Raw genomic sequence first — 26972 nt, 5'->3', positions numbered from 1 at the left:
CTCTACATGGGTTTCCCCCATTAAAAGGGTTTCGGTCTGTAACCATGATCATGACCGGACTCGTCCTCATGTCGGCTCCTCTCACGCAGCTCCCTTTCAGCCTCCACACGATGCCGCTCTGCCGCAATCATTCGATCGAGCTCCGCAATGTGCTGTTCGGCGAACGATGTGATCGCTTGACGTTCATCCGTTAGCCAGTACGTCAGTGACTCTTTCTTGACACGCCAGGCTTCCGCCAATGCGAATTCACCGGAGCTTGAGGTCAGGCGAGTGCTATTGATGATGGCCCGAACGCCTTCCATTGTGCGATCATCGTGGGAAAAGCGTGATACCATCTCTTTTAAGACGCCGTCAGAGGATGTCGACCCGAGATAGTTCTGGAGAAGCGCCAGAGAGAAATCTGCCTCCCGATCTCCGCCGGTCTTCACCAACTGGCTGAGTGCGGTCGCAAACTCGGGCGTGCATGTGGGAAACGCTCTGCTGAGCAGACTTCCCCCGCGAAAACGAAATTCCGTCCGGTCTTGCGCGAACCATGTGAGTCCCTTTCTGATGGCAAGGTCCGGATCTTGTGACAGCACCGCGTCCAGCCCTTGGAACTCAAGTGGGATCAGCTCACCCTGGGCGTCGTCGCCCGTATCAGCGCCTTTCTCGAGTCGAGCCGTCACGAGCTCGCTCAATCGCTGTCGTTCCGTCTCTCTGATGCGAACAAACGCCAGCCCGGCGCGGTCCTCGTCTGCCCACTGCACATCGGCTCCATCAATCATCAGCGCCCACTCGAAGCCGGGGACCGCGATCCGCAGTTCTACCGAAAGGCCAGGCAACATGAGGAGCGGGCTTTCCAGTCGGCACCCGTTCCGTGAGAGATCGAGAATAGTGCCCATCCCTTCCGACTCCACCGAGCCCGATACTAAGGCGTGCAATTGCACAGCAACGCGGGGTTCAGTTCGCTGTTCCTCTACATTATTGAGATTCATGACTGATCGACTTTCCACCTTTCCATTAAAGGGACCCATCCCTTTCTCCCGCAGAGATAGATAGGGGAGTGGGGGCTTGTTCTTTTAGCCTGATTGATCCCATGTGTAGTCTTTGTTCAGGGGCACATTATCTCTCGCAGGTCTGTCGCTCGGCAACAGCCCTTGGGGCGGAATGAAGGAGCGGGAGGTTCTGTGGCAGGCGGAGTCTTCGGTAACTTGACTTGGGAACTTTTTCGAGTCTACCCTGCGCCACGCTTCTTGATATCGGTCATCAGATGATAACGACATCACGGTCATGAGATCTTCGATATGATGAACATATTTCTCGTGACGATTCTCCTACTTCTGCTCGTCCTGCTGATCGGCGTCGTGCTGTATGTGCGAGTGCCTCGCAAATATCAGTCGGCCGATTCTGTCGCCACTTCCTATGACGACTGGACGAATGACGGCATTCTCGAGTTCTACTGGGGCGAACATATCCATTTGGGACACTACGGCTCTCCACCCCGGAAAAAAGATTTTCTCCAAGCCAAGTCAGACTTTGTGCATGAAATGGTGCGGTGGGGTGGGTTAGACAAGCTTCCGTCCGGTACAACGGTGTTAGATGTGGGTTGCGGCATCGGCGGCAGCAGTCGCATGCTGGCGCGGGAGTATGGCTTTGCGGTGACCGGAGTCACCATCAGCCCTCAGCAAGTCAGACGGGCTCAGGAACTGACCTCCCCGGACGTGACTGCGCACTTTCAGGTCGATGATGCGCTGGCACTGTCGTTCCCCGATGCCAGTTTTGATGTGGTCTGGTCGGTCGAGGCAGGACCGCACATGCCGGATAAAGCACAATTTGCTCGAGAGCTCATGCGCGTGCTGAAACCGGGTGGCATTCTGGTTGTGGCCGATTGGAATCAGCGGGACGATCGCCAGGTTCCGCTCAATTGGTGGGAAAAGCCGGTGATGCGGCAACTGCTGGATCAGTGGTCTCATCCGGCCTTTTCGAGCATTGAAGAGTTTTCAGAATTACTGGAGGCAACGGGACTGGTGGCGGGTACAGTCACCACCGCGGATTGGACGGCTGAAACCTTACCTTCATGGCTCGATTCAATCTGGCAGGGCGTCATCCGTCCAGCAGGGATTGTTCGGTTCGGCATGACCGGGTTGATCAAGTCCTTACGAGAAGTGCCTACGATTCTCTTGATGCGTCTGGCATTTGGGGCCGGGCTGTGTCGCTTTGGCATGTTTCGGGCCGTGCATGCCACGGTCTCGACGCGTGAGCGGTTGTCCGCGCAGACGGATGACAGGCTTGTACGGTCATGAACATGGAGACGCCGTGAGATGGGATCTATGAGTCTCTACGATATCGACCTCGTCACGATTGACGGCACGCCGCAAAAGATGGAGGTCTACCGCGGCAAGACCTTGCTCATCGTGAATGTCGCGAGCCAGTGCGGCTTCACGCCGCAGTATGAGGGACTCCAGGCGCTCTACGAAACATTCAAAGAGCGGGGTTTCGTGGTGCTCGGGTTCCCCTGTAACCAGTTTGGACAGCAGGAGCCGAGCGGCGAGGCAGAGATAGAGCAATTCTGCTCCAAGAACTTCAGTGTCACCTTTCCGATGTTCGCCAAGATCGACGTCAACGGTGCGAACGCACACCCGCTCTACCAATATCTGAAATCAGAGAAGCCAGGGATTCTCGGAACCGAGGCGATCAAATGGAACTTCACCAAATTCCTCGTCGGTCCCGACGGCACGGTCCTGAAACGCTATGCGCCGAGTGATAAGCCGGAGACGATTCAAGCCGATCTGGCCACGAAGCTCTAGACGGCTGGGGTCGTCGATAAGCGAAGTCTTTATTTGCCTGGACATTCAGAATGTCCCAGTTATATTCCTTCGTGTTTAACGTGCAATAGAACAACGAACTTTTGGTTCCGAATAGCGTGATGGCGAGCCGAGCCATCACAAAGTCGGCGTAGGGAATGAGGCGATGTCTTGATTCGAACGACAGGGTGAGTGGGCGGGGCAAGAAATGTATAGTGGGTTGGGCGAGTCAGGACAGCTATGCCTGGTTCTGTGTCATGCACGATACAAGATCTGACCCTAATTTTATTCTGCATGTGACCCTCAGCTTAGAAGGCTGATTTTAGAATTTGGCATTGTAAAGCAGCGATTTGCAATGCATGATTGGATCGAAAATAAAGATGTAGATACTATCAACCAACTTTTTATCAAAATTGCTTCCATAATGAACTTCGAGCCATTAGTTACTATCTCGTATGATAGAATCCCGTTCGGCCTCACTATGCCCCTTATGAGCAACTGATGAGCGGAAAATCAAAAAAAGACCGAGGTCTCTATTCGCGTACCTGGAGCAACGGGGTAACAATGTGGTACGTCCGATGTATGATCGGCGGGAAATACAGGAGATTTGGCCCATTGGGATCCAAAGAGCTTGCCACAGAGATCTACACCAAAATGAAGACGCTAAATAGCCTTGGTATGCCAATTCCCAGTGAAAAACCAACGCTCATCTTTCAAACGATGCCACCGATAGAATTCGGAGAATGTTTATATTTTATCCAGTCTGGGACAGGCGGACCGGTGAAGATTGGCTACACAAAGCAGCTTGCAACTCGTCTCAAAGCCATTCACAAGCTGAATGGTGGCAGCGTGCGGTTCCTTGGAGCTCTAGCGGGAACACGCGAGGATGAAAAACGTTTTCATGAGAAATATGCCGGAGATCGTCTTCATGGGGAATGGTTTCGATTAAGTCCAGAGATACTGTTGTTTTTATGCGGTGTTGGCATGAAGCCCACAATTGCCGTTGAAGCCACAACTGAAATACTTAGTACATTTTCGCTACGTCCGATCAATAGGGAGCAAAAACTCAACTTGCTTCTACCTAAGACATCGGAACCGCAAACTTCCTAGGAATTCAGATTGAACGATTTCCTTGTCCTCTCAGGACGTCAAGCCTCCTTCGCTGTCTTCTAACCTCTCTTTTCGCTGCGGCAAGATGTCGGCCGTTATGAATCAAAATATATTTTGGCTCTCCGCAGATTGAAGTGGGCAAATGAGCGCGGGTGTGCCGCTCCAACCTCGTATCCAGCTTGAGAGTTGGCCTAGTTGGTGCGACCTCGAATCCTGTCCGAGATCTGTGGCAGACTCCTGGCGGCCGTTGTTCTGGAGGACGCATGAAACAGACTCGGATACTCGCCGCCTTGTTCTCCTTCCCCGGATTCCGTGCCCGCAGCCGCCTGCAAGGGATCTGTGGCGATGCCCACGCTCGGCTGGTCACGCTCGTGTGTAATGTATGGGGTCAGATCTTGTTTCTTGTATGGTCATGCAGTTCACATGCGGGGAGTTCTTTTTGCCAACCTTTCCAGTAGTCACCTGCAATTTCAAAATCCATCAGATCTACAGGTATTATGCTGGTGCTGACACGTCAGTGACACGCCTGACCTTGATCTCCCCAGCCCGTTCTTCTGCCTACGCCAGAACGTAGGCGGCTTGCATCCGGAGCAAGGTTTTGGCCCCACCGCCAAAGGCCTTTTCCAGCCGAATCGCCATTTCAGCTGAAATGGCTGCCTTGCTACTGACCAGATTATTCAAGGCCTGCCGCGTAACACCGAGTACCTTGGCCCCTTCGGTAATGGAGAAGTCGAGTGGTTCCAAACAATCATGTCGGACGGACAGACCAGGGTGGGGTGGGTTTTTCATGCGCATTGGGTAGCTCGGATGACGGAGTCAACTAGCCGAATGACAACCGTATTGTAAGGGTTTCTCATTTTTAGGTCTAGAATCCCCCTCGAGGATTTCTCTGTCCGCTTTTCAAGCCTTCCGGGTCCAGCTATAATACCGCCTATGGAATCGATCAAATATATCTATTGGCAGGACCAGAACCACTGGCTCGGCTATTTGCAAGAGTACCCCGATTACTGGACCCAAGGGGAGTCACTGGAAGACCTGCAAGCCCAGCTTGGCGATCTGTACCGCGACCTTACGAGCGGCGAAATTCCTGGAGTTCGGAAGCTCGCTGAGCTGACTCTCCGGTGAAACGTAAAGATCTCATTCGACAGCTCGAAGCAAGTGGTTGCGTGCTTGTTCGCCATGGTGGGAATCACGATTGGTATCACAATCCCACCACCAAAGTTTCCCAGCCTGTTCCCCGCCACTCGGAGATTAATGAGCATCTTGCAAAGCGTATTCTCAAGATCATGAGCAATTCCTGATATTCTTCCGTTCACTCTCCGCCCTTGCATCTCAATCTTGCTCCCCCGTAGAATACGTTTCTGCTATAACCCATTGGCTTTCTGACTATTTCTGTCGCTTCGTGGCCGGACAGAAGAAGGACGAGATCCCACGTGAAAGTCGAGTATTCCAAGGGCAACCGCGCTTCCAAAGAGCTGATTCTCCTCAATCGCCAACAGTTTGAATCGACCAGCGGCCGGAAGATGAAAGTGATGCTGATCTTCCCGCCTGACTGGTTTCCCTCAGAGCCATACCTGTCCTTACCATCCCTTACCGCCGTGCTCCGCCAGGCCGGCCATACGGTGATTCAGAAAGACATCAACTGCGAGATGTGGGACTGGTACTTCAGTGAGGACTTTCTCAAGAAAGTTCTTCGCCGCGTACCGCAGCAACTCGACCGCTTGAGGAAGCTTTCAAAGAAGCGGGAGTTGAGCGAAGCCGAGATAGGCGTGCAGCTCGCGCTCTGCGATATCAGCCGTCCACGGATGGAAAAACTGATCAAGGAAGCTGAAGAGGCGAAGCAAATTATAAGAAGTGAAGAGTTCTATGATGTTGATAAGTTAGAGTGGTCACTTCAAGTATTTCGTGAAGTAATGTCTGTCGCCTCGCTCGTCTATTTCCCGGCGCGGATTTGCATGCCGCCGATGGAAACGAACCTGTCCTATAAGGTCTTTGTTTCGTCGGAAGTCATCGACGCGGTGAACGATACGCAGGTGAATATCTACCGCGATGTGTTTGATCATCTGGTGAAGCCGGCGATCGAGCGAGAGCAGCCGGATGTGATCGGTATCTCGATCGTCTTGCAGCAGCAGATGTTCTCGACCATGACGTTCTGTGCCCTCATCAAGCAGCACTTCCCTCACATCCACATCACGATCGGTGGCAATACAGTGACCCGGCTGCGCGATGTGCTACCCCAGTCGCCGCTGTTCCAGTACTTCGATAGTGCCGTGGTCTATGAAGGGGAGACCGCCTTCGTGCAGCTGGTCTCGGCGGTAGGGGCCAAGCGGAGTCTCGCCGAGGTCCCGAATACCATCTACAAGGACGAGACCGGTATCCACACCTCGGCCACGAGCTATGCGGAAGATCTGGCAACGTTGCCGCCTCCGGACTTCGATGGTCTCCCGCTTGAAAAGTATTTCGTGCCGACGAGGATTTTGCCCTATTTGGCGACGCGAGGCTGCTATTGGGGTCGCTGCGAGTTCTGTGACCATGGCGAAGGGTACACGGCCGGTTATCGGTCCAAGAAAATCCAGGATGCCCTCGTGGACATCAAGTATCTCCGCGACAAATACGGCACGACGCATTTCCATTTCACCGACGAGTCCTATCCACCGGCGCTGTTCCGCAAGCTCACGCGTGGATTGATTGATAGCCAGATGGGCATCGTCTGGACGACTCATATGCGGTTCGAGAAAAGCCTGTTGGATGAAGCGGTCTGGCAGGATGCAAAGGAATCGGGCTGCAAGTACCTCCACTTTGGTTATGAGTCCGGCGTCGAGCGCGTCTTACAGCTAATGGATAAGGCCACGACCGCTGAGGTGATGACCAAGCACCTCAAGCTGACAGCGGAGGCGGGGATCTGGAATCACTGCATGGGCTTTTTCGGATTTCCTGGAGAGACGAAGGAAGAAGCCTGGCAGTCGGTGCAGTTTCTTGAACAGAATAAGGATCATGTGCATTCGCTCGGGTTCGGGACGTTCGATCTCGGACGGCACAACCCAGTCGCGAAGCATCCGGAGAAATGGGGCGTAACGGCCTACAAGAATCCGGAGTGGGACTTGGCGCTGGATTACTACTACACCGTAAAGAACGGGATGAGTATTGAAGAAGCGGAGCGCGTGTTCGAACAATTCGAACGGAACCACAATCCCGGATGGGATCTACGGCTCTATACGCGCGAATACATCTTTCTCTATATCTCAAGATTTGGTTTAGATAAGCTATCAAAACTCCAGTATACATCAGTGAAAACTGTTGGTGTCACAATAACTCTCGCAGGGAAAATGTAAGCTCAGTTCTGAGTGGTGAGAATTCGGAAAACACCATGAGCAGTAACGGACTTGTACAAATCGACGGCTTGGTTCCGATCAAAAAAGAGGATCGGAAGAAGTCCAAGGTCATGTTGCTGTTTCCGCCTGAGTGGGTGCCGACGGCGCCGTACCTTGCGTTGCCTTCACTGACCGCTGTGCTGCGTGAAGCGGGCCACACGGTTATCCAACGCGATATTAATATCGGAATGTGGGACCACTTCTTCAGCATGGAGTTTTTGATCTGGGTGAAAGCTCGGTTAGGCATGCAGCTGAAAGGATTGCAAGCGAAAGAGAAGGCCGGTGCACTGACTGAACAAGAGATGAATCAACTCGCCGTGGTGGAGCAGACCTATGAGCGTGATGTGTTCGATCTCGCGGATCGAGCTGAAGACGCCAAGCAGATTGTTCGTGGCGAGCGATTCTACCAGGCTGAGATATTAGAAGGGGCGCTCAATACTTTCCGAGAAACGATGGCCTATATCTCTGCCGCCTACTATCCTGCCTCGCTCGTGTTCTATCCGATGGAAAGCAACCTCGGCTATCGCCCCGGTGTCTCGAAAGAAGTGTTTGCCTGTTTGGAGGATGAGCAGGTGAACGTCTATCGAGATCTCTGCAACCAATTGGTCCTCCCTGAAGTGGCCAAAGAACAGCCTGATGTCATCGGCATCTCCATCGGCACGCAGATGCAGTTACTGGCTGGACTCACCTTTGCGAAATTGATCAAGGAATCATTCCCGGGCATCCATGTATTGGTGGGCGGCAACATCATCACACGTCTTCAAGAAGACCTGGTGCATCATGAGCGATTCTTTACAGACGTGTTTGACTCCGCGATTCTCTATGAAGGGGAGCATGCGCTGCTGTGGCTACTTGAGGCATTGAATGGACAGCGACCTATCACGTCCGTACCCAACTTGATCTATCGAGATACATCGGGCCTTCACCGGAATTCAGAGGTCTATACTGAAAAGACGCAATCGCTGCCACTACCAGATTTTGATGGCATGCCGCTGGATCGCTACTTCGTTCCTGAACTGATTATTCCCTACTTGGCGACGCGTGGCTGTTACTGGGGACGGTGCACGTTCTGTGACCATGGGCAGGGTTACTTCGATCAGTATCGTGGAATGCCGGCTCAACTGGTGGTCGACCAGATCAAGACGCTACGAGATAAGTACCAGTGCCGACACTTTTTATTCAGCGACGAATCCTACCCACCGGCTTTGTTTAAGAAAGTGTCCCAGCTGTTGGTTGATCAGGATGTAGGGATCAAATGGACGACGCTCATTCGATTTGAAGAGTCACTGCAAGAGCAGGCCATGTGGGATCTCGCCGCCAAGGCCGGCTGTTGCACGCTTTACTATGGAATGGAGTCGGCCAATGAGCGTGTGTTGAATCTCATGGATAAGCATGCCAAGAAGAGCGTGATCCAGCGCAATCTGGAGATGGCGGCCAAGTCGGGGATTTGGAACCATGTGATGGCCTTCTACGGCTTCCCCGGTGAAACGTTCGAGGAGGCGATGGAGACCCGACAGTTCGTGCTGGAGAATCAGCCGGTCATTCATTCGCTGGAACTGTTCTATTTCGTGGCCTATCGTCATACGCCGATGGTGCGGCATCCTGAGCAATTCGGGATTACGATCCACAAGCAAGAGGAGTACGATCTCCCGCTCGATTACTACTACACCTTGAACGATCCGAGTACCTTATCGTGCCTCGATGCGATGCAGCTGTGCGAAGAATTCTATAAACGCGATTTTCACCCATGGGCCGTGCGGGTGAACTCACGCGAGCATGTATTTCTGTACATTTCAAAATACGGGACCAACCAGTTGCCGCAGATCTATGCGCAGCAGACGCAGCCTGTTGGATCAGCCGACGGGGTCTCCGGCTTGATTACCTGGCCGGTGGCACAATCGTCCGGTGATGAAGGAATGTCGCGAGTCACCAGCCACGAGGCTAGTTAACTAGGCACCTGTGTGGATGTAGGACGGCTGAGACGAGAGACGTTCAGCAAATTCCGTCAGTCTATTGGTCGGAATCGTCAGGGATGAATACAGTGGAAATCAGAGCGTAGGCAGCCTCAACTGTTCTGGTCATCTCTTCTGCTTTTCGAAACTCTTGTGTATATTGACTAGGATTATTGGTCAGGCCCGCATAGCGCGAGGGGGTCCAGGTATAGAGCTGCACGCGCTTCGCCCGTTCGAGGTCTTCGACCGTGAAGGGGTGCGTGAGCCCCAAGACGTCTAAGGCATGGGCGATGTCCTGCTCAGTGATCGAATCCACCGGCGGAGTGTGCCAAAGCGGACGGGTTCTGTCAATCATGGTGGGGTATCTTGCGTTTTAAAAACTAGCATTTCGCGGTGATTGAGATAATTTCAGGAGGGGTGATGGGCGAACAACGGACACTGAACTTCTATCAGGCAGACGTGTTTACGACTCAACCGTTCGGGGGCAATCCAGTGGCGGTGTTCCCAGAGGCGGATGGACTGAAGGACGACGAACTACAGCAGATCGCCCGTGAAATGAATCTTTCGGAAACGGTATTTGTTTTTCCACCGATTGATCCTGTCGCAGCTGCACGATTACGGATCTTTACCCCAACACAGGAGATCCCGTTTGCCGGCCATCCGGTGCTGGGCACCTTCTATGTACTGGCCCATCTTAAACGGATTGCACTGAAAGAAGGTGTCACCTGCCTCATGCAGGAATGTAACATCGGCGTATTTCCTATTGAAGTGCACAGTGAGCAGGGGCGAGTTGTGCGGGTCGTGATGTCTCAGCCAAAGCCGGAGTTTCTCGAGCCAATTAAGGCGGTTGACGAGGTGTATTCGGTTGGTCGAGCGCTCGGCTTGCCGAAACCCGGAGTGGTCGAAACCAACTGGGAACTTCAGGTCGTCTCTACTGGCTTGCCGGTTTTGATCGTTCCGGTACGGACTCTCACGGCTGTACGATCGATCATTCCTGACGCATCTGCGATTACCCCTGTCTGCGAACGATTTGGCGCCAATGGGATCATGGTGTTCACGACAGTGACGGTCGAATCGTTCACCTCGGTCCATGCGCGGATGTTTGCGCCCAAAATCGGTATCTTGGAAGATCCTGCGACAGGGAGTGCTGCCGGTGCGTTGGGGGCCTACTTGGTTCACCATGGGATCGTTGAGGTGGGTCCCACTACGGAGATTCTCGTCGAGCAAGGCTATGAGATTGACCGACCTTCGAGGATTCTTGTCCAGGTGGAGTCGGACAATGATGTCATTCAAGGGGTCAAAGTCGGCGGGCATTGCGTGATGGTAGTGGAGGGTACGCTCCGATTTTAAATAGCGTGGTGAGTCGGTAACCCTCTATTGGCGCTTCTGCTTCGATCCATGCCATCCAGGCTCTCGAAACTTTGAGGTTCTTGTTGTTCAACATCGGTTCGTCGAGGACTTGCGCACAGCGATTCCAGCGTTCGGTTCTTCTTGCTACCTGTTTTGAGCTCGCCACGTATTCTGTGCTACTCTTACCCAAGGCAACTTGAGCGTGGCCGGCGTTCATCCGTCGAAACTGCATCCATTCATCAGGGAGGAAGCCATGTCTACCGTCGCACAAATCATGACAAAAGGGCCTAAAACGATCGGGCCCAAGGTATCCATCGCAAGTGCCGCCAAGGCGATGCGTCAGAGACGAGTCGGATCGTTGTTCATCAAAAAAGGAAAGCAGCTCGTGGGGATCGTCACGGATACCGATATTGTACGACGGGCTGTTGCATCGGGAAAACCATTAGGAAAAATGACAGTCGAGAAAATTATGACGGCGCCGGTGTGCACGATCGAGGGAAGTGCATCCATTGATGACGCCCAATCGATGATGGCTGAATTAGGCGTACGCCATCTTGGCGTCAGTAAGAACGGCGAGATTACCGGCGTGATCTCTGTACGTGACGTGTTGTCGTTTTATAAACGCTACGCGCAGTCAAAGATCTCTACAGAGATATCCTATGACGAACCGAAGATTACGCAGGACTAGAAAGACTGAGGGGGGAAGGGTAGGGGCGTGTACCAAGTTTTCTAGTGCTCCCCCCAACAACCCCTCTCACCGTTACTTCGAGAGTTGCTGCACCAGGTGGCCAAGTTCTGGAAGGATGAGTTTGTCCATCGCCATTTTGACAGCATGCTCAGAACCGGGTATGGAAAAGACGCACCGGCCTTTGATAATGCCGGCGGTGGCTCGGCTCATAATGGCAGCCGATCCCATTTCTTGGTAGGTCAAGAGCCGAAAGATTTCACCGAATCCGGGGAGCCGTTTCTCCAGCATCGCATCAACGGCTTCGAATGTGCTGTCTCTCCGTGAAACCCCAGTCCCTCCATTGATGATCAAGGCGTGGACGGCCTCGTTCGTCATTGCCCGCGCGATCCATAGTTGGATCTGCGCGGGATCGTCTTTGACGAGATGATATTCAACAACCGTATGCCCCTGGTTTTTGAGTAGCTTTTGAATGAGCTGGCCGCTGCTGTCCGTATCGGCCATACGCGTGTCGCTGCAGGTAATAATCATGCATCCGACTGATCGGGGTGCATGGGCTTTGTGTTCATGAACCGTAGGTATCGTCATAGCGGGTTGGTTATATTATTGCCGACTTGCTACAAGGCACGTGGTTGCTTCTGATGACTGCTATTTCCACACCGCATCGGGGTTGAGTTGAGCCGCCGGTGTGCCCTTCGTCACGTGTTCATCGAGAATCGTCGCGACGTCTGCTTCCGTGACTTTGGAGTACCAGGTATTGTCTGGGTAGACGACCACAGTCGGACCCTGTTCACAAGGACCAAGGCAACCAGTCGCACTCACCAAGACCTGTCCTGGAGGTACCGCGCGCTGCATCAAGCCCATATTGAAGGCCATGAGCAGTTGTGCAGCTCCGGCTGATCCGCATGAGGGCTTAGGGTGACCAGGGGGACGAGAATTCGTGCAGACAAGAATGTGATATTTGGGTTTTGGCATAATCTCCTCTATGTAAGCTGAGCCACCGGCGGTTTGTATTCAGCCGTCGACTCACATGTTACCGTGGCCTATATGACTCCCATTGCTGAATGACACTCTCTGGGAATTTCCACTGTTTGAGTCCTTTGAGCACCCAATCAAGGTAGTGATCCTTTGGCTTGAATTTCCCGATTGGGTTGGCGGCATAGGTCGTGACCAGTTCCTTTTCTCCTGCTTCGGTCAACACTGTCACCTGGAGATGACGGTAGGCGCCTTGAGGGACATCCTGCTCAAACTGATCCATGCTGTTCACATCTTCATCGGTTAACTCGAACACGCCGCCCCATGCTTGTTCACCCTGTGAAGGGACGATGCTGGCGAGTCCGCAGCGCCATTGCGAGGACCATCGACAAAACCTGACGGTATGATCCGATAGCGTCGCACGGTACAGAAATTGATGTTCCGGAGCTCGCCGTTGGAGCTGTGATGGATTGAGGAGATCACCGTACAAAAAGAACTTCATACCCGCTAGTCATCCTATCTGCACTCTGCTGGAACGCAAAGGTACTTGTAACACATCGGCTTTTCATCAGACAAGCAGATTGCCCGGCCATCCGCACTCTGGTCGGATTGACAGGACATTCCGGATCTTCCTAAGATGCAAGGCAGCGAAGGATTTTCCAGCACCGATCTTCACACACATGAGTCACAGCGTAACTTCTTTACGATCGTTGGGCCCCCACGTCATCCGTTATGCCGTTGTGGCCGTCTTGTTGCTCAGCGGACTCTACTATGCATGGATGTCGTTGCCGTCGACGTCCCCATTGAGAACGACGCAAGAGGCTGAAGCCTTGGCCCTTGTACAGAACCATCCGGCCATCGGGTTTCCCTCGATTTTCGATGCCATGAACGAGCACGTACGAAGTATGAAAGGGCGTGGGCAGGGCGTTCGACTTGGCGAATGGCGCGTCAAACAAGTCGAAGGGCATATCTATGAGATTCGGGTTCAGCTCCGTGATCAGAGCGTGCGCGGCCAATGGTTTGAACGGGAATTTATTTGGCACGCCCACCTCGACCTCAAGAAGGTGAATGCTGCCTCCTTACCGGCCGATGGGGTCACTCCCAAAGCACCAGACTCCGACCCACAGTCGGCTCCACCGTTTCCTCCTCCGTCCTAGCCCACATTCGAGCCCGTATGCAGTGTTAAGGAGCCCCACGAGCTGGACCTGATAGAGTTAAAGAATTCAATTGGGATTTGGACGTACAGCCACTCTCTCTAGGCAAGGAGAGAGAGTGGGGGGGGGAATTCATCAGGAACAGCACTTTTTTCTTTAAGGCAGGCGCTTCCGAGGAGCATTCATCCCGCGATTGTGTGACCTAATCAGCTTTTTCTCGGTTAGACCAAATCCCACCAGCGATTAGGGCGAGTATCAGTGCTTGCGGCACAAGGCTTTGTATGGTCGGGTGAATACCCAATAGCGGGAGGGAGAAGAAACGAACATTCGTCACGTCCAAAACACCTGCCGCCTGGAGCGCCGCGATGCCGTTCCCAACAAAGATGATGGCCATTACCGCCAGGAGAGTTGAAGCGACGGTGAAGAACGGTCCGATCGGTAGACGTACGCTATAGCGAAGAATCATACCACCGATCAGCACCAACAGCACCGCTGCTATGGCGATGCCCCAGACCACCGCACTGTGCCCGACTGCCCCGGCCTGTGACCATAACGTTTCATAGAACAGAATCATCTCAAACAACTCTCGGTACACGACGAGGAAGGAAAGCCCGGCCATCGTCCAGAGCGTCCGTGTGGCCAACGCACTGTTCAGTTGTTCTCGGACATAGCGGTTCCATGCCTGCGCGTTCGAGCGGCTGTGTAACCACCATCCCACGTAGAGCAGCATGGCCGCGGCCAACAATGCTGTGAGGCCTTCCGTTACCTCACGATTCGCACCAGAAATGCCGAGCAGATAGCGGGCGAAGCTCCAGGTCACAACGCCAAGCGCCACGGCTCCGATCCAGCCGACGTGGATGTAGGGGAGTGCGTCGCGTCGGCCAGTCCTGACGACGAAGGCGATGATGGTCGAAATAATTAAAATCGATTCCAACCCTTCGCGCAGTAAGATCAACAGTGAACTCACGAATGCCGTATTCGGAGATAAATTGCTGCCAGAAAGTCTCTCCGACGCACGGTCGAGTAATATCTTGATCTTCGTTGTCCGCGCGGTCACGGACTCGACGCTTGAGCCCTCTGCAATAGCCGTACGAAGGGCCATCATTTCACGCTCTATTTCCACACGCAGCGGTGCATCAATATTGTTCAGCGCCGACTCGACCAGTTCAACCCCTTCAAGATAGGCGGCGATGGCGAGGCGCCGAGCACCTTCCTGGTTACCATTGGCATAGGCGAACACCGTCTCTTCAAGCTTCAGGCGCGAGAAGGCCAATGGTTCGTGCGCTCCAGTCTCCAGCGCATGCGGCTGCTGTGTAAGATAGGCACGCACGGCATCAAGCGATGGACCGGCAGAAGCCTGTTGGACAGGTGTGGTCATGACGAACGTGCGTAGGGTCTGGAAATCTGCTTTCCCCTGTCCTTGCAACCAGAATCCCTCACCCTTGGCCACCAGAACGGGATCGGCGCGCAGGGTGGCGGCAAAGAAGGCCAACGCCCAACGGTCTGCTTCGGACAGTTCCCCGAATGCGCGCATCGGCGTACCACGTACACCAAGTGTGATCGTATTGTACAACCCATAGAGGCTACGCTGACGCATCCGACTCTCATCGTGAAAGTTACGGGGAGCTGGGTCCATTCCCTTGGCTAATGGCCCATCGCCCTTCCCCTGCGTACCGTGGCAGGCAGCGCAGTGTTGCACAAACAAGGTCTCACCACGTCGAAGGTCTGGAGCTTGACGCGGCGCCACGCTCAGCTTCCATGCTTCGATGACGCGAACGAGCAGCTGATTCGCAAGAGTAGAAATCACGGTTCCTGACGCCTTCGCCTCGATGTGGGCCAACAGCTCACGTGCCTGCTGCACTAACACCTCTTGCTCAGACACAGGAGATAACTGGCCGAGGAGTGTGAGGGCTTGGGCCGCAAAGTCGCGTTGCTCTGCATACTCTTCCTGTTTGATCACTTGACCGTTCTGCACGGACTCAGGGTAGTCGACGCCGACATAGTCGAGCACGTGGACGATGGCTTGTGCCTTGTCGCCGTCACTCACTTCTGCCCGTGCGATACCTTGGGGAGGCGCTACCAGTAGCATGATAGCCAAGCAATAGAGAACTGCAGTGAAACGAAAGGGTTGCATCACGAGCGCATTGTTGATGGACTCGAACCGTAAGTATTCACGGTCTCTCTACACGAAGATCTTACTGAAGATGATAAACGTTATTATTGATCAGCCGTGTGAGCGTCGCCGTGGTTACGGTTTAGGTCTGTTCTGTATTATTGGTGCCACAGTCTGCTGAACCAGAGGTACAAGCAGAATGGCCTCGTACAGACTAAAGGAAAGTTGTCAGAATCTGCAAGAGCGTGTGCGCGCTCACTTTTTGACTGATCGTCCGGTTCTTCACGTTCATTTCTCTCCATGGCTGGACCCTATTAACATATTGATGTTAGTAGAGTTTATGGCTATTAGCGGAAGTCGCATGACTAGCTGGCGAAGGCCAGGGGGCCGTATTTCTCAGGACTGAGAGTTGGAGCACCCATCAACGGAATCAATTCGATGGAGGAAACTGCAACTCTGGTGGAAGTCTGATTTCGATCCGATCGTCGACGACACGTACATCACAACGAGCGACCTGAAAGTTCGGGTTGCCGACGCGCTCTCCGGTCACGACGTTAAATTTCCACCCGTGCCAAGGACACTCGACGTTCGTGTCGCAGAGTTTGCCTTCACCGAGTGGACCACCAGCGTGTGGACAGGCGTTATCAATCGCATAGAATGTCCCATTCAGATTAAACACGGCGACCCAGACTCCCCCGACTTCCACAGTCCGTCCCGTGCCGGCGGGAATCTCGGAGACGGACGCAACGGTTATGTATTCACTCATGGGAAATGACTTCTCCTTCATCGACGGGACGCCGCAATAGGAGCGTCCTTACTTGATTTCATTGCAACCTTATGGCATAGAAACACCTGTGATGTAGCTGGGCCCATCAGACGAGCCTTTCCCAAATTCGGGAGCTCGAGTGAAGATGAGGTTGCTGCATGGAAATGACCCTCCTGCTCAATTCCACGTTCGAACCCCTACGGGTTGTACATTGGCAAAAAGCGATCGCACTCCTCTGGCAAGGGAAAGTCGAAGTGCTGGAGGTCTACGATCGTGAAATTCATGGAATTTCTTTGTCGATCAAACTTCCCTCAGTCATGCGGCTACTGAAACTGGTGCGATTGAAGGACAGCCATCGGGCCGTCAAGTTCTCCCGCATCAATATTTTTACGCGCGACGGATACTGTTGTCAGTATTGTTACCATAAGTTTCGAACGGAAGAACTGACGTTTGATCATGTGGTTCCCATTGCCAAAGGCGGGAAAAAGACCTGGGAAAATATCGTGACGGCTTGTTGGCGATGCAATAACCGGAAAAGCGGGCGCACGCCTGAGGAGGCTGGGATGAAGTTGAAAAAGAAACCGGTGAAGCCTCGCTGGAATCCCGTCATTACCATCACCATTGGCATCAGAAATACACCGGAAAGTTGGCGTGACTATCTCTATTGGAACCTGGAGTTGGATGCAGATCCAGCCGGGACGTAACGCCTCATTCATCGCAGAAGAACTACCCGGTCCCGTCCACTCACGAACAATCATCGCCGGCTTTAGGAATATTCCCACCTCATTCGTGCCACACTCTGACCTTCCGATATTATAGCCACGTTCCACCCAAAAAGAGGAGAATAGGGGCTGTGAATTCCACTTGCATGAGAGCCGTCTCTTCTCAGATACTAGGATTTTTGATTCTGAGGGGAGTTTGAAGAATGATTGCCAATCCTGGTTTTCCCTTGGTCTTGGATGTCAAAGGTTGGCCGGTTCTGGTTATTGGTGGTGATGAGGAGGCCTCGGAAAAGTCCGAACGTCTGCTGGCATCCGGTGCACGGGTTACGGTACTCAGCCCGACACTGAATGAACCGCTCCGCCAGTTGGCGGCCTCCGGGAAGATCATCCATCGGGGACGTCATTTCCGTGAGACGGATTTGGAGCATGTGATTCTTATCCTGAACACCATTCGAGGCGACCGGGATTTCGCACAGATGCTGGTTGCAAAAGCCCGAGAAAAGAGGGTGTTGCTCTGGTCGGTCGACTATCCGGAAGCCAGTAGCGTCACGATGCCGGCGGTAGTGGCGGCAGGACATGTTCGGGTGGCGATTAGCTCAAGCGGTATTGCGCCGGCCCTTTCTGGATTCATGAAGGAGGATCTGGAACGGATCCTTGATGCTGAATTTGTGGAATTCGTCGAGTGGCTGGGACAGCTACGAGAACAGGCCAAAGCGAATGAGCCGGATGCCGAAAAACGACGGGCACTACTTCGGGAAGCCCTGGACGGGTTTCGCTTTCTCGGGAAAGTGCGGTATCCGACCGTGTGGACCGAACGACGGGCAGAAACCGTGGCGAGTGTGCCCTCTGGCACCAGCGCCAAATCACAATAAGGAGTGACGATGGTATTGCTGGAGTTCAGTATGTCGCCGTTAGGTAAAGGTGAAAGCGTCGGGAAGTATGTCGCCCGATCCCTGGACATCATCGATAAGAGCGGAGTCGCCTATCGATTAAACCCCATGGGGACGGTCTTAGAAGGGGACTGGGAACAAGTCTTTTCGGTGGTACAGCAATGCTATAAACGGATGAAGAAGGATTGCAACCGTATTTCCTGCACAATCAAGGTCGATTACCGAAAAGGGCATTCCGGCCGTCTCAAGAGCAAAGTCGCGAGTGTCGAAAAAAAACTTAAGCGGTCGATCAGACAGTAGACGATCCTACTCTCCATCGCTCGCCTGATCGGAGGGGGGGTACACGAGGACCCCGTCCCTTACTCAACTAATTGTCCCCCTGAGTGTCCCATCTTTTGACCGGTATTGTCCTACTGACGCGAGGGGAGTACCCTTCGTATTGCAAAGCGTAGGGGGCGTCGATATACTCGCCAGGTCATACGTGCTATTCCGGTAGGAAAATTGTCCTGTCAGTCACGCCAGTGACCTGCTCGTCGTAGCAGATTGTGGATAAAAGACGTCGGTGTGTTCATCAACATCGTTGATGAAGAAACCCGAACACTACCCAGGTGTAACCAGCTGATTAATTGGTCTTGTGACTAGCGTGCCACTTTTGACGAGGCGATTCCTGTTCATGCGCTTCCAACCGGAACGAACGCCAAGCTGCAGGGTGGGGTCTCTGTCCTGGAGAGGATGACACCATGATAAGCAGTACGCTGGACCACGTCGAATCCAAATCCCTGCCCACAATTGACCTGTTTCCCAAAGATCGAACCATTCTTGAACAGAGCGCCATGGTGTTTCGTCCATTCGGTCTGGATGAGCAGGGGCAGACGATCAGGGATCTCAGCGGAGTCAGCATTAGGGCTGTCACGGTCTTCTTGGAGAAATTGATCACATCCCAGCGGGGAGAGTTGGCGGGAAAAGAGGCCGTGGAGGAGTTATGCCAACTATTGAATGATCGTATCAAAGACCCTGTCTATCATGTGACGCCTGAGTTCTTAAAAAATCCCTGGAATAGTTATTCATACGAATTTACCAGCTATCTCTACGAGTTCTGCGAGCGCATCTCCGGCGACCCGCGCTTCGCCTTCAAGGCCGGGGCGGAAAAGATCTCTCCCATCATGCTTGCGCTGACTCGCCCCTTCTCGATCTCGCAGATCTTCACCATGTTTCCCTACTTTGGGAACAAATTCACCTCTGGTTCCGCCGAATTCCGAGTGGTAGAGGTCACAAGCACCACTGCCGTGGTGGCAATGCGGTTTACGGATCGAACGCTTCGTCAATTTGGTCCGTATCGGAGACGTTGTGCGTGTCTTGTGTGCCAGTCTGCGCAGGGCATCATGATCGCGATGGCCAGTCGAATTCATGGTCTCTCTCAACCAGAGACGATTGAAACTTCCTGTATCGGAAATGACGATGCCTGGTGCCAGTGGACCATTCGATGGCAGGAAGAACGTGGGTACGGCAAACGCTTCTGGCGTACAACAGCCCTCTTAGAACAAGCGCGACCGCTCCTGCCGAACCAGAAGGCGTTCTCCAACACAGACAACGCGCAAGCTGGCCTCTTAGCAACAGCCTCCCTGCAAGTTGAACCCCGAACGCCTGCTCAGCAACATTTCACATGGTTTCTCTGGGGAGGCCTGGTGGGGCTTGTCCTCATGGCAGGGGTGGGCATTGTCAATCCGATGGTCAGCCTTGGCGAAGTCCTGTTAGTCGGACTATGTCCAAGCCTCGTCATCGGCATCTTGGTCAATCGACGGCTGCTGCGAGAGAGCGAACGGCGCGAAGCACTGATTCAGGAGCAAATTGCGTTTGTCGAGTCGCGTCATGAAGAATTGCGCGAAGCCTATTTGGAGCAAGAACAGATGCGGGTGGAGCTGCGCCGAAAAGTGGCTCAGCTGACGGCACTTCATCGAGCAGGACTGTCTTTCGGCTCGACATTTGAGCGAGATACCTTGCTCCATCAGGTCTTAGAGGCTCTGACACATGAGCTCAATTACAATAGTGCCATGGTTTCTATGTTTGATCCGGGTGATCAGACTGTCCAGCATATTCGACTCATCGGTGGGCCGGCGGAGGTGGAAACATTCGCCCAATCCTGCCGGATTCCAATTACTGATCCGGATAGTCCTGAAGGAACCGTGGTTCTCCGAGGCCAACCATTGCTCGTGAAAGACATCGAGCTGATTCGGCATCGGCTCCATCCTCTCAATCAACGCTTGGCCGAGTTGAGCAAGACCAAAGCGCTGGTCGTCGTTCCCATCAAGGCGAAGGACCGCATCTGGGGAATGTTGACCGTTGATCGCTCTCATAATCAAACCGTCACGGAAGACGATCTGGAATTGATGACGACGGTCGCCGGTCAGGTGTCCATCGCGCTCGACAACGCGTCCGCTTACCAACAAATTGAAGAGTGGAATGAAGGATTAGAGGTCAAAGTTAAGGAACGTACAGAGGCGCTTGAGCAAGCCGATCGGTTGCGGGCTCAATTCCTCTCACACGTGTCCCATGAACTGAGAACTCCGCTGACCTCGATCAAGGGATTCATTCAAAATTTATTGGATGGACTGACTGGGCCCCTGAATGAAAAACAACAGCGCTATCTTGTACGGATGTCGGAGAACTCAGACCGCCTCGTCCGCATGATCGAAGATCTTCTTGATCGTACGAGGATCGAGACCGGACGGTTAGAGGTGCATCCCGCCGATGTGGAACTTGAACCCTGCCTCGCTGATGTGCTGGAACAACTCAGGCCCTTGGCACACGCGAAGCAACAGGCCCTGGAGTTCTACAGCGCCGACACCAAGGTCGTCGTGTGGGCGGATCGAGATCGGCTGATTCAGACTGTCGTGAATCTGGTCCAAAATGCCATCAAATTCACGCCTTCGGGTGGAACGATCACCGTGATCTGCGCAATGCCGAACCACCGAACGGCCACCGTGCTGGTTCGCGATACCGGGCCGGGCATTCCTCCGGAATGCCTCGATAAGATTTTTGATCCGTTCTTCCGAATTCAACAAGGTCATCGCACTGGTCCAAAAGGGTTAGGCCTGGGATTATCTATCGTCAAGACATTGGTTGAACTTCAAGGAGGGGAGGTGTCGGCACGCAACCGTCCGGAGGGTGGAGCGGAATTGTCCTTTACCATTCCGATCCATTCAGCGACCACACCGCATCGCCCTGATCCGCAAACGACCGATCGACATATCCTTGTGGTCGATGATGATCCAGATATTCAGCAATTGCTGCATGATCGATTGAAAGCCGGCGGGTACCTTCCTTCCTCTGCCCTCGATGGCCGACAGGCCTTGTCCTTACTCCACTCACAAGAGTTCGATGGGATGATTCTCGATATCGGGATCGGTCAAATCGATGGCCTGGAAGTCTTAAGGCGGGTGCGTATGACGAACCAACGCCTTCCGATTCTCATGATTACGGCGTCAGGGTCTCAAGAACTCGCTATGAAGGCTATTGGGTTAGGGGCGCAAGCCTATGTGCTCAAACCATTCGATACTCATCAACTCCAAGAAACGATGGATCGGTGGTTCGGTCATGCCTGAGGCAACGGTGGACAAGCCGAAGCAGTATCGGACCGTATTGATTAGAGGAAGGAGGGCTACCGACTGTGTATGATGGTCAGAGCAGTATGAAATGGGGGCTGATGCTCCTCGCGCTCACGATCCTCGTCGGCATCACGGCACCGGTCTCGGCCCAGGTTCCCCGCGTCTATGGGCAGGGGGCTGCTGCTTCCGGGATGGGTAACGCATTTGCCGCGCAAGCCGACAATCCTTCAGCGCTTCATTACAACCCAGCCGGGATGACACAATTACGGGGAATTCAATTGATGGGCGGGCTGAGTCTGGTGGGAGGGGCCACCGACTTTCGTAGTCCGACCGGAGTCACCACTACCGGCGACCATGATGGCACCGTTGCATGGCCTGGTCCTGGTCATGGCTACCTTACTGCAAATCTCCAAGACCTGGGGCTTTCCTCGCTTGGGAACGTGACAGTCGGGATCGGAATCACCACACCATTTGGGTCGGTGATGCGATGGCCGGACAACAGCCCTCTTCGAACGATCACCACATTTACGGCGCTGCCGTTGTTTGATATCAAGCCCACGATTGCCTATCAGGTCACTCAGGATTTCTCAATCGGCGCGGGAGCCGACATCTATACCTTCGCTGGTTTTTTCGGAGAGGGACATGCTGAACTGCAGTCGATTTCTCCCGGTGGGTTGGTGCCGGCCGGAGGCAAGCTTGAGTTCAACGGCAAGGGCACAGCACCCGGATTCAATGTCGGGGGACTGTATACCGCGATTCGGAACGGCGCAGGACAGCCCATCGCAAATCTTGCCGTGGTCTACAGAAGCCAGGCCACCCTCCACTTGGATGGGGCTTTTTCAGCCAATGGCGCCAAGATCCAAGACGCAACGACCACCTTGGTGTTACCCCAGGTCATCACGGGTGGTATTGCGCTATGGCCGATCCGGAATCCAGAACGCGAGTGGAAAGTGGAGTTGAACGTGGACTATGTCGGCTGGAAATCCGTCAGAAGTCTCGATATCCATCTCGCAAATGGATTCACGATTCCACAGCCGCAAAATTGGAAAAGCACATACACCATTTTGGTTGGAACGGAGTACAGATGGCTCCAACTTGAGCGGCTGCCAGGATGGGAAGTTTCAGTGCGAGGTGGGTATACCAATCAGCAAACGCAAGTGCCGGATCTCACCTTCAATCCTGGGGTCCCATCTGCCGACCTGCATGTCATTTCAAGCGGGATTGGATTGATCTGTCGGGAGAACGGCTCATTTCTAGGCCTCATACCATGCGGAGGCCTTGGAGTAGGACCGGTCAAGCCAAAACTTGTCGGATTGGATCTGTTCTATCAAGCCTTTCTCTACGAGCCACGGACCATTTCAGGGGTTTCAGGAGTTCGTGCGCCGGTCAATGGGCGCTACGATACCATTCTGCACGCTGGAGGTCTGTCTATCCGGGTGAGTTTTTAAACATCGGGGCATGGTTGGATCCGATGATCCGTTTCTTCTGACAACGAACCATCGCTCTCTTGAGAGCGGTCCCTGCTCATGAAGAGTGCCGATAGCGTCTTGGAACTCTTGGATGGATCGCGCAGAGGACTTCGTACGGGATCGTTTCCGTCCACTCGGCAATATCCTTGGCTGTAATCGTCTCTCCTCCTTGCTGCCCGATAACAACGACCTCATCACCAACCGCCGCATCAGGAACGTTGGTGATGTCTACCATCACCATATCCATACATACCAGTCCAACGATCGGAACGCGCTGTCCTCGAATGAGGACAACCCCTCGATTCGAGAGACGCCGGCTTAACCCATCAGCATACCCGATCGGAAGCACGGCAATGCGTGTGGATTTTTGTGCAATGAAGGTTCCGTTATAACTCACACGGTCACCGGGCCGAATAAGACGGAGTTGCGCGATACAGGTCGTGAGCGAGAGCACAGGCCACAAATCAGGCACCAGTATCGTACGTGGAAGCGTGTGGTAGCCGTACAGCATGATACCGGGACGGACCATCGTATAGTGAGCCGAGGGAAATCGGATGATACTCGCGCTATTCGACAAGTGAACCAGAGGAACCTCATATCCTTCGCCACGGGCAACGTTCAGGGCCTGGTTGAATCGGGCGATTTGTGCCTCAGTGATATCTTGCGCATCACCGTCACTATCGGCCAGGTGTGACATGAGTCCTTCGAGATGCAACGAAGGAGGAAACATGTGCTTTTTGAATAAAGTCTCAAGATCATCCTGCGTCAGACCGAGCCGATTCATACCGGTCTCGACTTTCAGATGAATCGGGTAGGGAGTTGGTCGCGCATGAGTCACGTCGGCCATCGCCTCAAGTAGAGACCGATCGCTCACAACCGGAGTAAGCCGATGGACAATGATGTCCTCAATCTGCTGAGGGACGAATGGTCCAAGCACAACGATCGACACCGCGATTCCAGCCTGACGCAGTGCAATCGCCTCATCGATTGAAAAGACAGCAAGATGATCCAGGTTCTGCCGAATAAGCGCCTGTGCGGTCTCGATGGCGCCATGCCCATAGGCATTGGCCTTAATCACAGGCATGACGGTACAGCCAGGAGGAAGACACTTTCGTATCTGTGAGAGATTATGGCTGAGGGCTGCTAGGTCAACCGTCGCGAAGGTTGGGTGAAAATTCGAGGTGCTCGACATGGAAGGAAAGGAGGGTCAGGAGGAAGCCACCCTACACTTCCATGATTTCCTGTTCCTTTTTCTTGATGATATCATCGACTTTTTGTCCATACTGTTCGATGAGTTTCTGGGTCTCTTGTTCAGCCTTTCGTAATTCATCCTCGGTGAGCTTCGCATCTTTCTGGAGTTTCTTCAACTCTTCGTTCGCTTCTCTTCGGAATCCACGGAGCTGCACTTTCGCGTCTTCACCATGTTTCTTGCAGATCTTCGTCAATTCTTTGCGCCGCTCTTCGGTCAACGGAGGAAGCGGAACTCGAATGATCTTGCCGTCATTGGATGGCGTCACACCTAGGCCGGCATTCGCGATGCCTTTCTCAATCTCTTTGATCAGTTGGGGCTCCCAAGGCTGGATGGTAATCAATCGAGCTTCCGGGGTCGAGACACTGGCAATCTGTTTGAGCGGGGTCATGGTGCCATAGTAATCGACACGAATCCCATCGAGCAGCGCGACGGACGCTCGCCCAGTTCGCAGACCGGAGAGATCCTTCCGTAAATGCTCGAGTGATTGATCCATATGTGAGACGAAGGCCTGACGAACCGGGGCAGCGTTGGACATGACACACCTCGTAATGGGATCAGCGAGTACCGATCGTGACAGAGGTCCCGATCGGCTCACCCAAAGCCACTCGTTTGAAGTTACCGGGAACCTTGAGATTGAAGACAACGAGCGGCAGCTTATTATCCATACACAAACTGATGGCCGTCGAGTCCATCACTTTGAGACTCTGATTCAAAATAGAGAGAAAGGAAATCTCGTCATACTTCTTTGCCGTGGGGTGGCTGACCGGATCTGCATCATAAATCCCGTCGACCTTTGTGCCCTTCATAATGACCTGCGCACTGATTTCCATGGCTCGGAGAACAGCCGCCGTATCCGTTGAGAAGTAAGGATTTCCGGTACCACCGGCAAAAATAACCACCCGGTTTTTTTCGAGGTGGCGAATGGCCCGCCGCCGTATGTAACCTTCCGCTAGTTGGCGCATTTCGATAGCAGATTGAACTCGGGTAATAACTCCGATGCGTTCCAATGCATTTTGAAGCGCCAAGGCGTTGAGTACGGTCGCCAGCATCCCCATATAATCAGCTGACGCCCGTTCCATACCCGTTGCACTCGCGGCGATCCCTCGAAAGATATTGCCGCCTCCTATGACAAGGGCCACCTGAACATCAAGGGCCACGACCGAGGCGATCTCTGCGGCAAGAGTTTCCAGAATGGAGGGTTGGATGCCGTAACCCTGCTCACCGGCCAACATCTCCCCACTGACTTTCAGAAGGAGGCGGCGGTATTTGGCAGAGCTCATACCTCGCCCAACTGATAACGGGTGAATCGGCGTATGTTCATGTTTTCACCGATCTTCGAAATCTTTTGGGCAAGTAAATCCTTGACGGTCACAGCCGGATCCTTGATGAAGGACTGCTCCATCAGGCAATTCTCCTGATAGAACTTTTCCAATTTTCCTTCAACAATCTTGGGCCACGCGGCCGGTGGCTTGCCCATTTCCTTTGCCTGGCCTTCGTAGATCACTTTTTCTTTCTCAGCCATGTCGGCGGGAACATCCTCGCGCTTCACAAAGGTGGGTTTTGCCGCGGCAATCTGCAGGGCCAGATCATTGACAAAGGCCTTGAACTCTTCATTGCGAGCCACAAAATCCGTTTCGCAGTTCACTTCGATCAAGACGCCGATCTTTCCCCCCATATGGATATACGAATGAATGAGACCTTGATTCGTCTCTCGCCCTGCTTTCTTCGCGGCGGCGGCCAAGCCTTTCTGCCGCAAATAGTCAATGGCTTTCTCAACATCATTATCGTTTTCGGTAAGAGCTTTCTGACAATCAAGAATGCCGGCCCCTGTTTTTTCACGAAGTTCTTTCACTAACTGACTGGATCCTGCCATGATTCATTCTTCCTTCACACGAAAGTTTGAAATAAACGCATTGATGAACTGCTCTGCACGAGGCTTAGGATATTGCGACGCCTTCAGAACGCACAACCGGTTTCTTCTCTCCGGAAGAGGCTGGCGTTGCTTGGAACTCAGCCTCTTCGCGTTGTGCTTTCACATGGGCGCCTTCGATGCAGGCATCGGCAATTTTTGACGTGATCAGCTTGATGGAACGGATCGCATCGTCATTTCCAGGGATGGGATAGGTGATGTGATCCGGGTCGCAGTTACTGTCCAAAATCGCAATGACCGGAATATCAAGACGCGTCGCTTCTTGAACCGCGATCTTTTCGATCCTCGTATCGAGGACGAAGACGGCTCCCGGAAGGCTGCGCATGTTCTTAATGCCGGACAAATACTTTTGGAGTTTGGCGATATCCTTCTGCATAAGAAGGATTTCTTTCTTTTTCAGGCCATGCTCGCTTGGGTTGAGCAAGGTCGTTTCCATTTTCTTCATTTTATCGATACTACGGCGAATGGTCTGGAAATTGGTCAACATCCCCCCCAACCACCGTTGGTTGACGAAATACATGTTGGCTCGTTTTGCTTCTTCTTCAAGGATTTCTGCAGCTTGCCGTTTGGTCCCGACGAAGAGGATGGAATCGCCGCCTGCAACGAGATCTCGAACGAAGGCATAGGCTTGTTCCATTCGCGTGAGGGTCTGCTGTAAGTCGATGATATAAATACCGCTGCGTTCACCAAAGAGAAATTTCTTCATCTTGGGATTCCAGCGATTGGTTTGATGTCCGAAGTGCACACCGGCTTCCAACAATTCCTTGATTGCCACTACCCCCATGCCTTCACCTTCCTCCAGGCTTGCAGAGCGCCCGCTAAACGGGCGAGGGAATCGCTTCCCT

The 26972-nt window shown here is 53.3% G+C and carries 28 protein-coding genes; 15 read left to right on the top strand and 13 right to left on the bottom strand.

Features of this window, described 5'->3' with window-relative positions:
* Positions 1-20: 20 nt before the first annotated feature.
* On the bottom strand, positions 21-1013 hold the full coding sequence (locus COMA1_RS13130) for a PilZ domain-containing protein (protein ID WP_090749254.1): 993 nt from the start codon (positions 1011-1013) through the stop codon (positions 21-23).
* A 270-nt stretch (positions 1014-1283) separates the two neighbouring features.
* Here COMA1_RS13130 and COMA1_RS13125 point away from each other — a divergent pair, with 270 nt between their 5' ends.
* The 3 genes from COMA1_RS13125 (at position 1284) to COMA1_RS13115 (ending at position 3893) form a co-directional block, all read left to right on the top strand.
* A complete protein-coding gene (locus COMA1_RS13125) occupies positions 1284-2282 on the top strand; it encodes a methyltransferase domain-containing protein (protein ID WP_090749253.1) in 999 nt (332 codons plus the stop codon).
* Between the two features lie 27 nt (positions 2283-2309).
* Positions 2310-2786, top strand: coding sequence for a glutathione peroxidase (locus COMA1_RS13120; protein WP_090749772.1), 477 nt, complete (start codon positions 2310-2312; stop codon positions 2784-2786).
* Between the two features lie 498 nt (positions 2787-3284).
* Positions 3285-3893 (top strand): GIY-YIG nuclease family protein, encoded by a 609-nt coding sequence (locus COMA1_RS13115; protein WP_090749251.1) that lies wholly within the window; start codon positions 3285-3287, stop codon positions 3891-3893.
* A gap of 558 nt (positions 3894-4451) precedes the next feature.
* Here COMA1_RS13115 and COMA1_RS13110 read toward each other — a convergent pair.
* Complete coding sequence (locus tag COMA1_RS13110) at positions 4452-4688, bottom strand: HigA family addiction module antitoxin (protein WP_090749249.1); 237 nt, start codon at positions 4686-4688, stop codon at positions 4452-4454.
* Positions 4689-4826: 138 nt separating this feature from the next.
* On the opposite strand from COMA1_RS13110, the gene COMA1_RS13105 reads away from it, so the two are divergent.
* The 4 genes from COMA1_RS13105 (at position 4827) to COMA1_RS13090 (ending at position 9213) form a co-directional block, all read left to right on the top strand.
* Entirely contained in the window at positions 4827-5018 is a 192-nt protein-coding gene (locus COMA1_RS13105) for a hypothetical protein (RefSeq protein ID WP_090749247.1), read from the top strand.
* Positions 5015-5194 carry a type II toxin-antitoxin system HicA family toxin gene (locus COMA1_RS22030; protein WP_090749244.1) on the top strand — a complete coding sequence of 60 codons (180 nt, stop codon included), beginning with the start codon at positions 5015-5017 and terminating at the stop codon, positions 5192-5194. Before COMA1_RS13105 ends, COMA1_RS22030 begins: the two co-directional genes overlap by 4 nt.
* 132 nt (positions 5195-5326) lie before the next feature.
* Positions 5327-7225, top strand: a complete 1899-nt coding sequence (locus COMA1_RS13095) for a B12-binding domain-containing radical SAM protein (RefSeq protein WP_090749242.1) — start codon at positions 5327-5329, stop codon at positions 7223-7225.
* Positions 7226-7260: 35 nt separating this feature from the next.
* Entirely contained in the window at positions 7261-9213 is a 1953-nt protein-coding gene (locus tag COMA1_RS13090; RefSeq protein WP_090749240.1) for a B12-binding domain-containing radical SAM protein, read from the top strand.
* A gap of 61 nt (positions 9214-9274) precedes the next feature.
* Here the strand turns inward: COMA1_RS13090 and COMA1_RS13085 are convergent, their stop codons facing one another.
* The gene (locus COMA1_RS13085; RefSeq protein WP_245631077.1) at positions 9275-9571 is read right to left on the bottom strand and encodes a hypothetical protein; all 297 of its coding nucleotides are present in this window, start codon (positions 9569-9571) and stop codon (positions 9275-9277) included.
* A gap of 65 nt (positions 9572-9636) precedes the next feature.
* Between COMA1_RS13085 and COMA1_RS13080 the strand changes: the two genes are divergently transcribed.
* Positions 9637-10566, top strand: coding sequence for a PhzF family phenazine biosynthesis protein (locus COMA1_RS13080; protein ID WP_090749237.1), 930 nt, complete (start codon positions 9637-9639; stop codon positions 10564-10566).
* Positions 10567-10819: 253 nt separating this feature from the next.
* On the top strand, positions 10820-11254 hold the full coding sequence (locus COMA1_RS13075; RefSeq protein ID WP_090749235.1) for a CBS domain-containing protein: 435 nt from the start codon (positions 10820-10822) through the stop codon (positions 11252-11254).
* A 72-nt stretch (positions 11255-11326) separates the two neighbouring features.
* On the opposite strand, the gene COMA1_RS13070 is transcribed toward COMA1_RS13075, so the two are convergent.
* From COMA1_RS13070 to COMA1_RS13060, 3 genes are read right to left on the bottom strand one after another with little or no spacing between them, the layout of a single operon-like run.
* Positions 11327-11839: a MogA/MoaB family molybdenum cofactor biosynthesis protein gene (locus COMA1_RS13070; RefSeq protein ID WP_090749233.1), complete on the bottom strand. Its 513-nt coding sequence runs from the start codon at positions 11837-11839 to the stop codon at positions 11327-11329.
* A 60-nt stretch (positions 11840-11899) separates the two neighbouring features.
* Positions 11900-12226 carry a (2Fe-2S) ferredoxin domain-containing protein gene (locus COMA1_RS13065; RefSeq protein WP_090749231.1) on the bottom strand — a complete coding sequence of 109 codons (327 nt, stop codon included), beginning with the start codon at positions 12224-12226 and terminating at the stop codon, positions 11900-11902.
* 58 nt (positions 12227-12284) lie between these two features.
* Positions 12285-12728 carry a gamma-glutamylcyclotransferase family protein gene (locus COMA1_RS13060; protein ID WP_090749229.1) on the bottom strand — a complete coding sequence of 148 codons (444 nt, stop codon included), beginning with the start codon at positions 12726-12728 and terminating at the stop codon, positions 12285-12287.
* A 178-nt stretch (positions 12729-12906) separates the two neighbouring features.
* On the opposite strand from COMA1_RS13060, the gene COMA1_RS13055 reads away from it, so the two are divergent.
* Entirely contained in the window at positions 12907-13383 is a 477-nt protein-coding gene (locus COMA1_RS13055) for a hypothetical protein (protein WP_090749227.1), read from the top strand.
* A 199-nt stretch (positions 13384-13582) separates the two neighbouring features.
* Here COMA1_RS13055 and COMA1_RS13050 read toward each other — a convergent pair whose 3' ends face one another.
* Together COMA1_RS13050 and COMA1_RS13045 are read right to left on the bottom strand one after the other, a co-directional pair.
* Positions 13583-15514, bottom strand: coding sequence for a cytochrome c/FTR1 family iron permease (locus COMA1_RS13050; protein ID WP_090749225.1), 1932 nt, complete (start codon positions 15512-15514; stop codon positions 13583-13585).
* A 409-nt stretch (positions 15515-15923) separates the two neighbouring features.
* Positions 15924-16259, bottom strand: coding sequence for a Rieske (2Fe-2S) protein (locus COMA1_RS13045; RefSeq protein WP_090749223.1), 336 nt, complete (start codon positions 16257-16259; stop codon positions 15924-15926).
* Positions 16260-16417: 158 nt separating this feature from the next.
* Here COMA1_RS13045 and COMA1_RS13040 point away from each other — a divergent pair, with 158 nt between their 5' ends.
* From COMA1_RS13040 to COMA1_RS13020, 5 genes are all read left to right on the top strand, one after another.
* On the top strand, positions 16418-16963 hold the full coding sequence (locus tag COMA1_RS13040; RefSeq protein ID WP_090749221.1) for an HNH endonuclease: 546 nt from the start codon (positions 16418-16420) through the stop codon (positions 16961-16963).
* Between the two features lie 221 nt (positions 16964-17184).
* Entirely contained in the window at positions 17185-17853 is a 669-nt protein-coding gene (locus COMA1_RS13035; protein WP_090749219.1) for a precorrin-2 dehydrogenase/sirohydrochlorin ferrochelatase family protein, read from the top strand.
* A 9-nt stretch (positions 17854-17862) separates the two neighbouring features.
* Positions 17863-18171: an MTH1187 family thiamine-binding protein gene (locus tag COMA1_RS13030; RefSeq protein ID WP_090749217.1), complete on the top strand. Its 309-nt coding sequence runs from the start codon at positions 17863-17865 to the stop codon at positions 18169-18171.
* 440 nt (positions 18172-18611) lie between these two features.
* Positions 18612-21473: a hybrid sensor histidine kinase/response regulator gene (locus COMA1_RS13025; RefSeq protein ID WP_090749215.1), complete on the top strand. Its 2862-nt coding sequence runs from the start codon at positions 18612-18614 to the stop codon at positions 21471-21473.
* Positions 21474-21559: 86 nt separating this feature from the next.
* On the top strand, positions 21560-22924 hold the full coding sequence (locus COMA1_RS13020; protein ID WP_090749213.1) for an OmpP1/FadL family transporter: 1365 nt from the start codon (positions 21560-21562) through the stop codon (positions 22922-22924).
* A gap of 76 nt (positions 22925-23000) precedes the next feature.
* Here COMA1_RS13020 and alr read toward each other — a convergent pair whose 3' ends face one another.
* From alr to rpsB, 5 genes are all read right to left on the bottom strand, one after another.
* Entirely contained in the window at positions 23001-24137 is a 1137-nt protein-coding gene (alr, locus tag COMA1_RS13015) for an alanine racemase (RefSeq protein WP_090749211.1), read from the bottom strand.
* A 31-nt stretch (positions 24138-24168) separates the two neighbouring features.
* Positions 24169-24732: a ribosome recycling factor gene (gene frr, locus COMA1_RS13010; RefSeq protein ID WP_090749209.1), complete on the bottom strand. Its 564-nt coding sequence runs from the start codon at positions 24730-24732 to the stop codon at positions 24169-24171.
* Between the two features lie 19 nt (positions 24733-24751).
* A complete protein-coding gene (gene pyrH / locus COMA1_RS13005; protein ID WP_090749207.1) occupies positions 24752-25477 on the bottom strand; it encodes a UMP kinase in 726 nt (241 codons plus the stop codon).
* Complete coding sequence (gene tsf / locus COMA1_RS13000) at positions 25474-26070, bottom strand: translation elongation factor Ts (RefSeq protein WP_090749205.1); 597 nt, start codon at positions 26068-26070, stop codon at positions 25474-25476. The genes pyrH and tsf overlap by 4 nt, the downstream gene beginning before the upstream one ends.
* Before the next feature lie 64 nt (positions 26071-26134).
* Positions 26135-26911, bottom strand: coding sequence for a 30S ribosomal protein S2 (gene rpsB / locus COMA1_RS12995; RefSeq protein WP_090749203.1), 777 nt, complete (start codon positions 26909-26911; stop codon positions 26135-26137).
* Between the last annotated feature and the right edge of the window lie 61 nt (positions 26912-26972).

This window comes from Candidatus Nitrospira nitrosa, assembly GCF_001458735.1.
Classification (GTDB): Bacteria; Nitrospirota; Nitrospiria; order Nitrospirales; family Nitrospiraceae; genus Nitrospira_D; species Nitrospira_D nitrosa.
The sequence above is the reverse complement of the archived record's forward strand: the minus strand, read 5'-3'. Positions and strand labels throughout refer to the sequence as shown.

What these genes read in the sequence shown, in the direction of transcription:
- COMA1_RS13130 (WP_090749254.1), bottom strand. Translation starts at nt 1,013, where the DNA reads ATGGGTCCCTTTAATGGAAAGGTGGAAAGTCGATCAGTCATGAATCTC.
- COMA1_RS13060 (WP_090749229.1), bottom strand. Translation starts at nt 12,728, where the DNA reads ATGAAGTTCTTTTTGTACGGTGATCTCCTCAATCCATCACAGCTCCAA.
- COMA1_RS13115 (WP_090749251.1), top strand. Translation starts at nt 3,285, where the DNA reads ATGAGCGGAAAATCAAAAAAAGACCGAGGTCTCTATTCGCGTACCTGG.
- COMA1_RS13055 (WP_090749227.1), top strand. Translation starts at nt 12,907, where the DNA reads ATGAGTCACAGCGTAACTTCTTTACGATCGTTGGGCCCCCACGTCATC.
- alr (WP_090749211.1), bottom strand. Translation starts at nt 24,137, where the DNA reads ATGTCGAGCACCTCGAATTTTCACCCAACCTTCGCGACGGTTGACCTA.
- COMA1_RS13120 (WP_090749772.1), top strand. Translation starts at nt 2,310, where the DNA reads ATGAGTCTCTACGATATCGACCTCGTCACGATTGACGGCACGCCGCAA.
- COMA1_RS13065 (WP_090749231.1), bottom strand. Translation starts at nt 12,226, where the DNA reads ATGCCAAAACCCAAATATCACATTCTTGTCTGCACGAATTCTCGTCCC.
- COMA1_RS13090 (WP_090749240.1), top strand. Translation starts at nt 7,261, where the DNA reads ATGAGCAGTAACGGACTTGTACAAATCGACGGCTTGGTTCCGATCAAA.
- COMA1_RS13110 (WP_090749249.1), bottom strand. Translation starts at nt 4,688, where the DNA reads ATGCGCATGAAAAACCCACCCCACCCTGGTCTGTCCGTCCGACATGAT.
- COMA1_RS13035 (WP_090749219.1), top strand. Translation starts at nt 17,185, where the DNA reads ATGATTGCCAATCCTGGTTTTCCCTTGGTCTTGGATGTCAAAGGTTGG.
- COMA1_RS13050 (WP_090749225.1), bottom strand. Translation starts at nt 15,514, where the DNA reads ATGCAACCCTTTCGTTTCACTGCAGTTCTCTATTGCTTGGCTATCATG.
- COMA1_RS13040 (WP_090749221.1), top strand. Translation starts at nt 16,418, where the DNA reads ATGGAAATGACCCTCCTGCTCAATTCCACGTTCGAACCCCTACGGGTT.
- COMA1_RS13020 (WP_090749213.1), top strand. Translation starts at nt 21,560, where the DNA reads ATGAAATGGGGGCTGATGCTCCTCGCGCTCACGATCCTCGTCGGCATC.
- COMA1_RS13125 (WP_090749253.1), top strand. Translation starts at nt 1,284, where the DNA reads ATGATGAACATATTTCTCGTGACGATTCTCCTACTTCTGCTCGTCCTG.
- tsf (WP_090749205.1), bottom strand. Translation starts at nt 26,070, where the DNA reads ATGGCAGGATCCAGTCAGTTAGTGAAAGAACTTCGTGAAAAAACAGGG.
- COMA1_RS13030 (WP_090749217.1), top strand. Translation starts at nt 17,863, where the DNA reads ATGGTATTGCTGGAGTTCAGTATGTCGCCGTTAGGTAAAGGTGAAAGC.
- COMA1_RS13105 (WP_090749247.1), top strand. Translation starts at nt 4,827, where the DNA reads ATGGAATCGATCAAATATATCTATTGGCAGGACCAGAACCACTGGCTC.
- COMA1_RS13085 (WP_245631077.1), bottom strand. Translation starts at nt 9,571, where the DNA reads ATGATTGACAGAACCCGTCCGCTTTGGCACACTCCGCCGGTGGATTCG.
- COMA1_RS13080 (WP_090749237.1), top strand. Translation starts at nt 9,637, where the DNA reads ATGGGCGAACAACGGACACTGAACTTCTATCAGGCAGACGTGTTTACG.
- COMA1_RS13070 (WP_090749233.1), bottom strand. Translation starts at nt 11,839, where the DNA reads ATGACGATACCTACGGTTCATGAACACAAAGCCCATGCACCCCGATCA.
- COMA1_RS13045 (WP_090749223.1), bottom strand. Translation starts at nt 16,259, where the DNA reads ATGAGTGAATACATAACCGTTGCGTCCGTCTCCGAGATTCCCGCCGGC.
- frr (WP_090749209.1), bottom strand. Translation starts at nt 24,732, where the DNA reads ATGTCCAACGCTGCCCCGGTTCGTCAGGCCTTCGTCTCACATATGGAT.
- COMA1_RS13075 (WP_090749235.1), top strand. Translation starts at nt 10,820, where the DNA reads ATGTCTACCGTCGCACAAATCATGACAAAAGGGCCTAAAACGATCGGG.
- COMA1_RS13025 (WP_090749215.1), top strand. Translation starts at nt 18,612, where the DNA reads ATGATAAGCAGTACGCTGGACCACGTCGAATCCAAATCCCTGCCCACA.
- rpsB (WP_090749203.1), bottom strand. Translation starts at nt 26,911, where the DNA reads ATGGGGGTAGTGGCAATCAAGGAATTGTTGGAAGCCGGTGTGCACTTC.
- pyrH (WP_090749207.1), bottom strand. Translation starts at nt 25,477, where the DNA reads ATGAGCTCTGCCAAATACCGCCGCCTCCTTCTGAAAGTCAGTGGGGAG.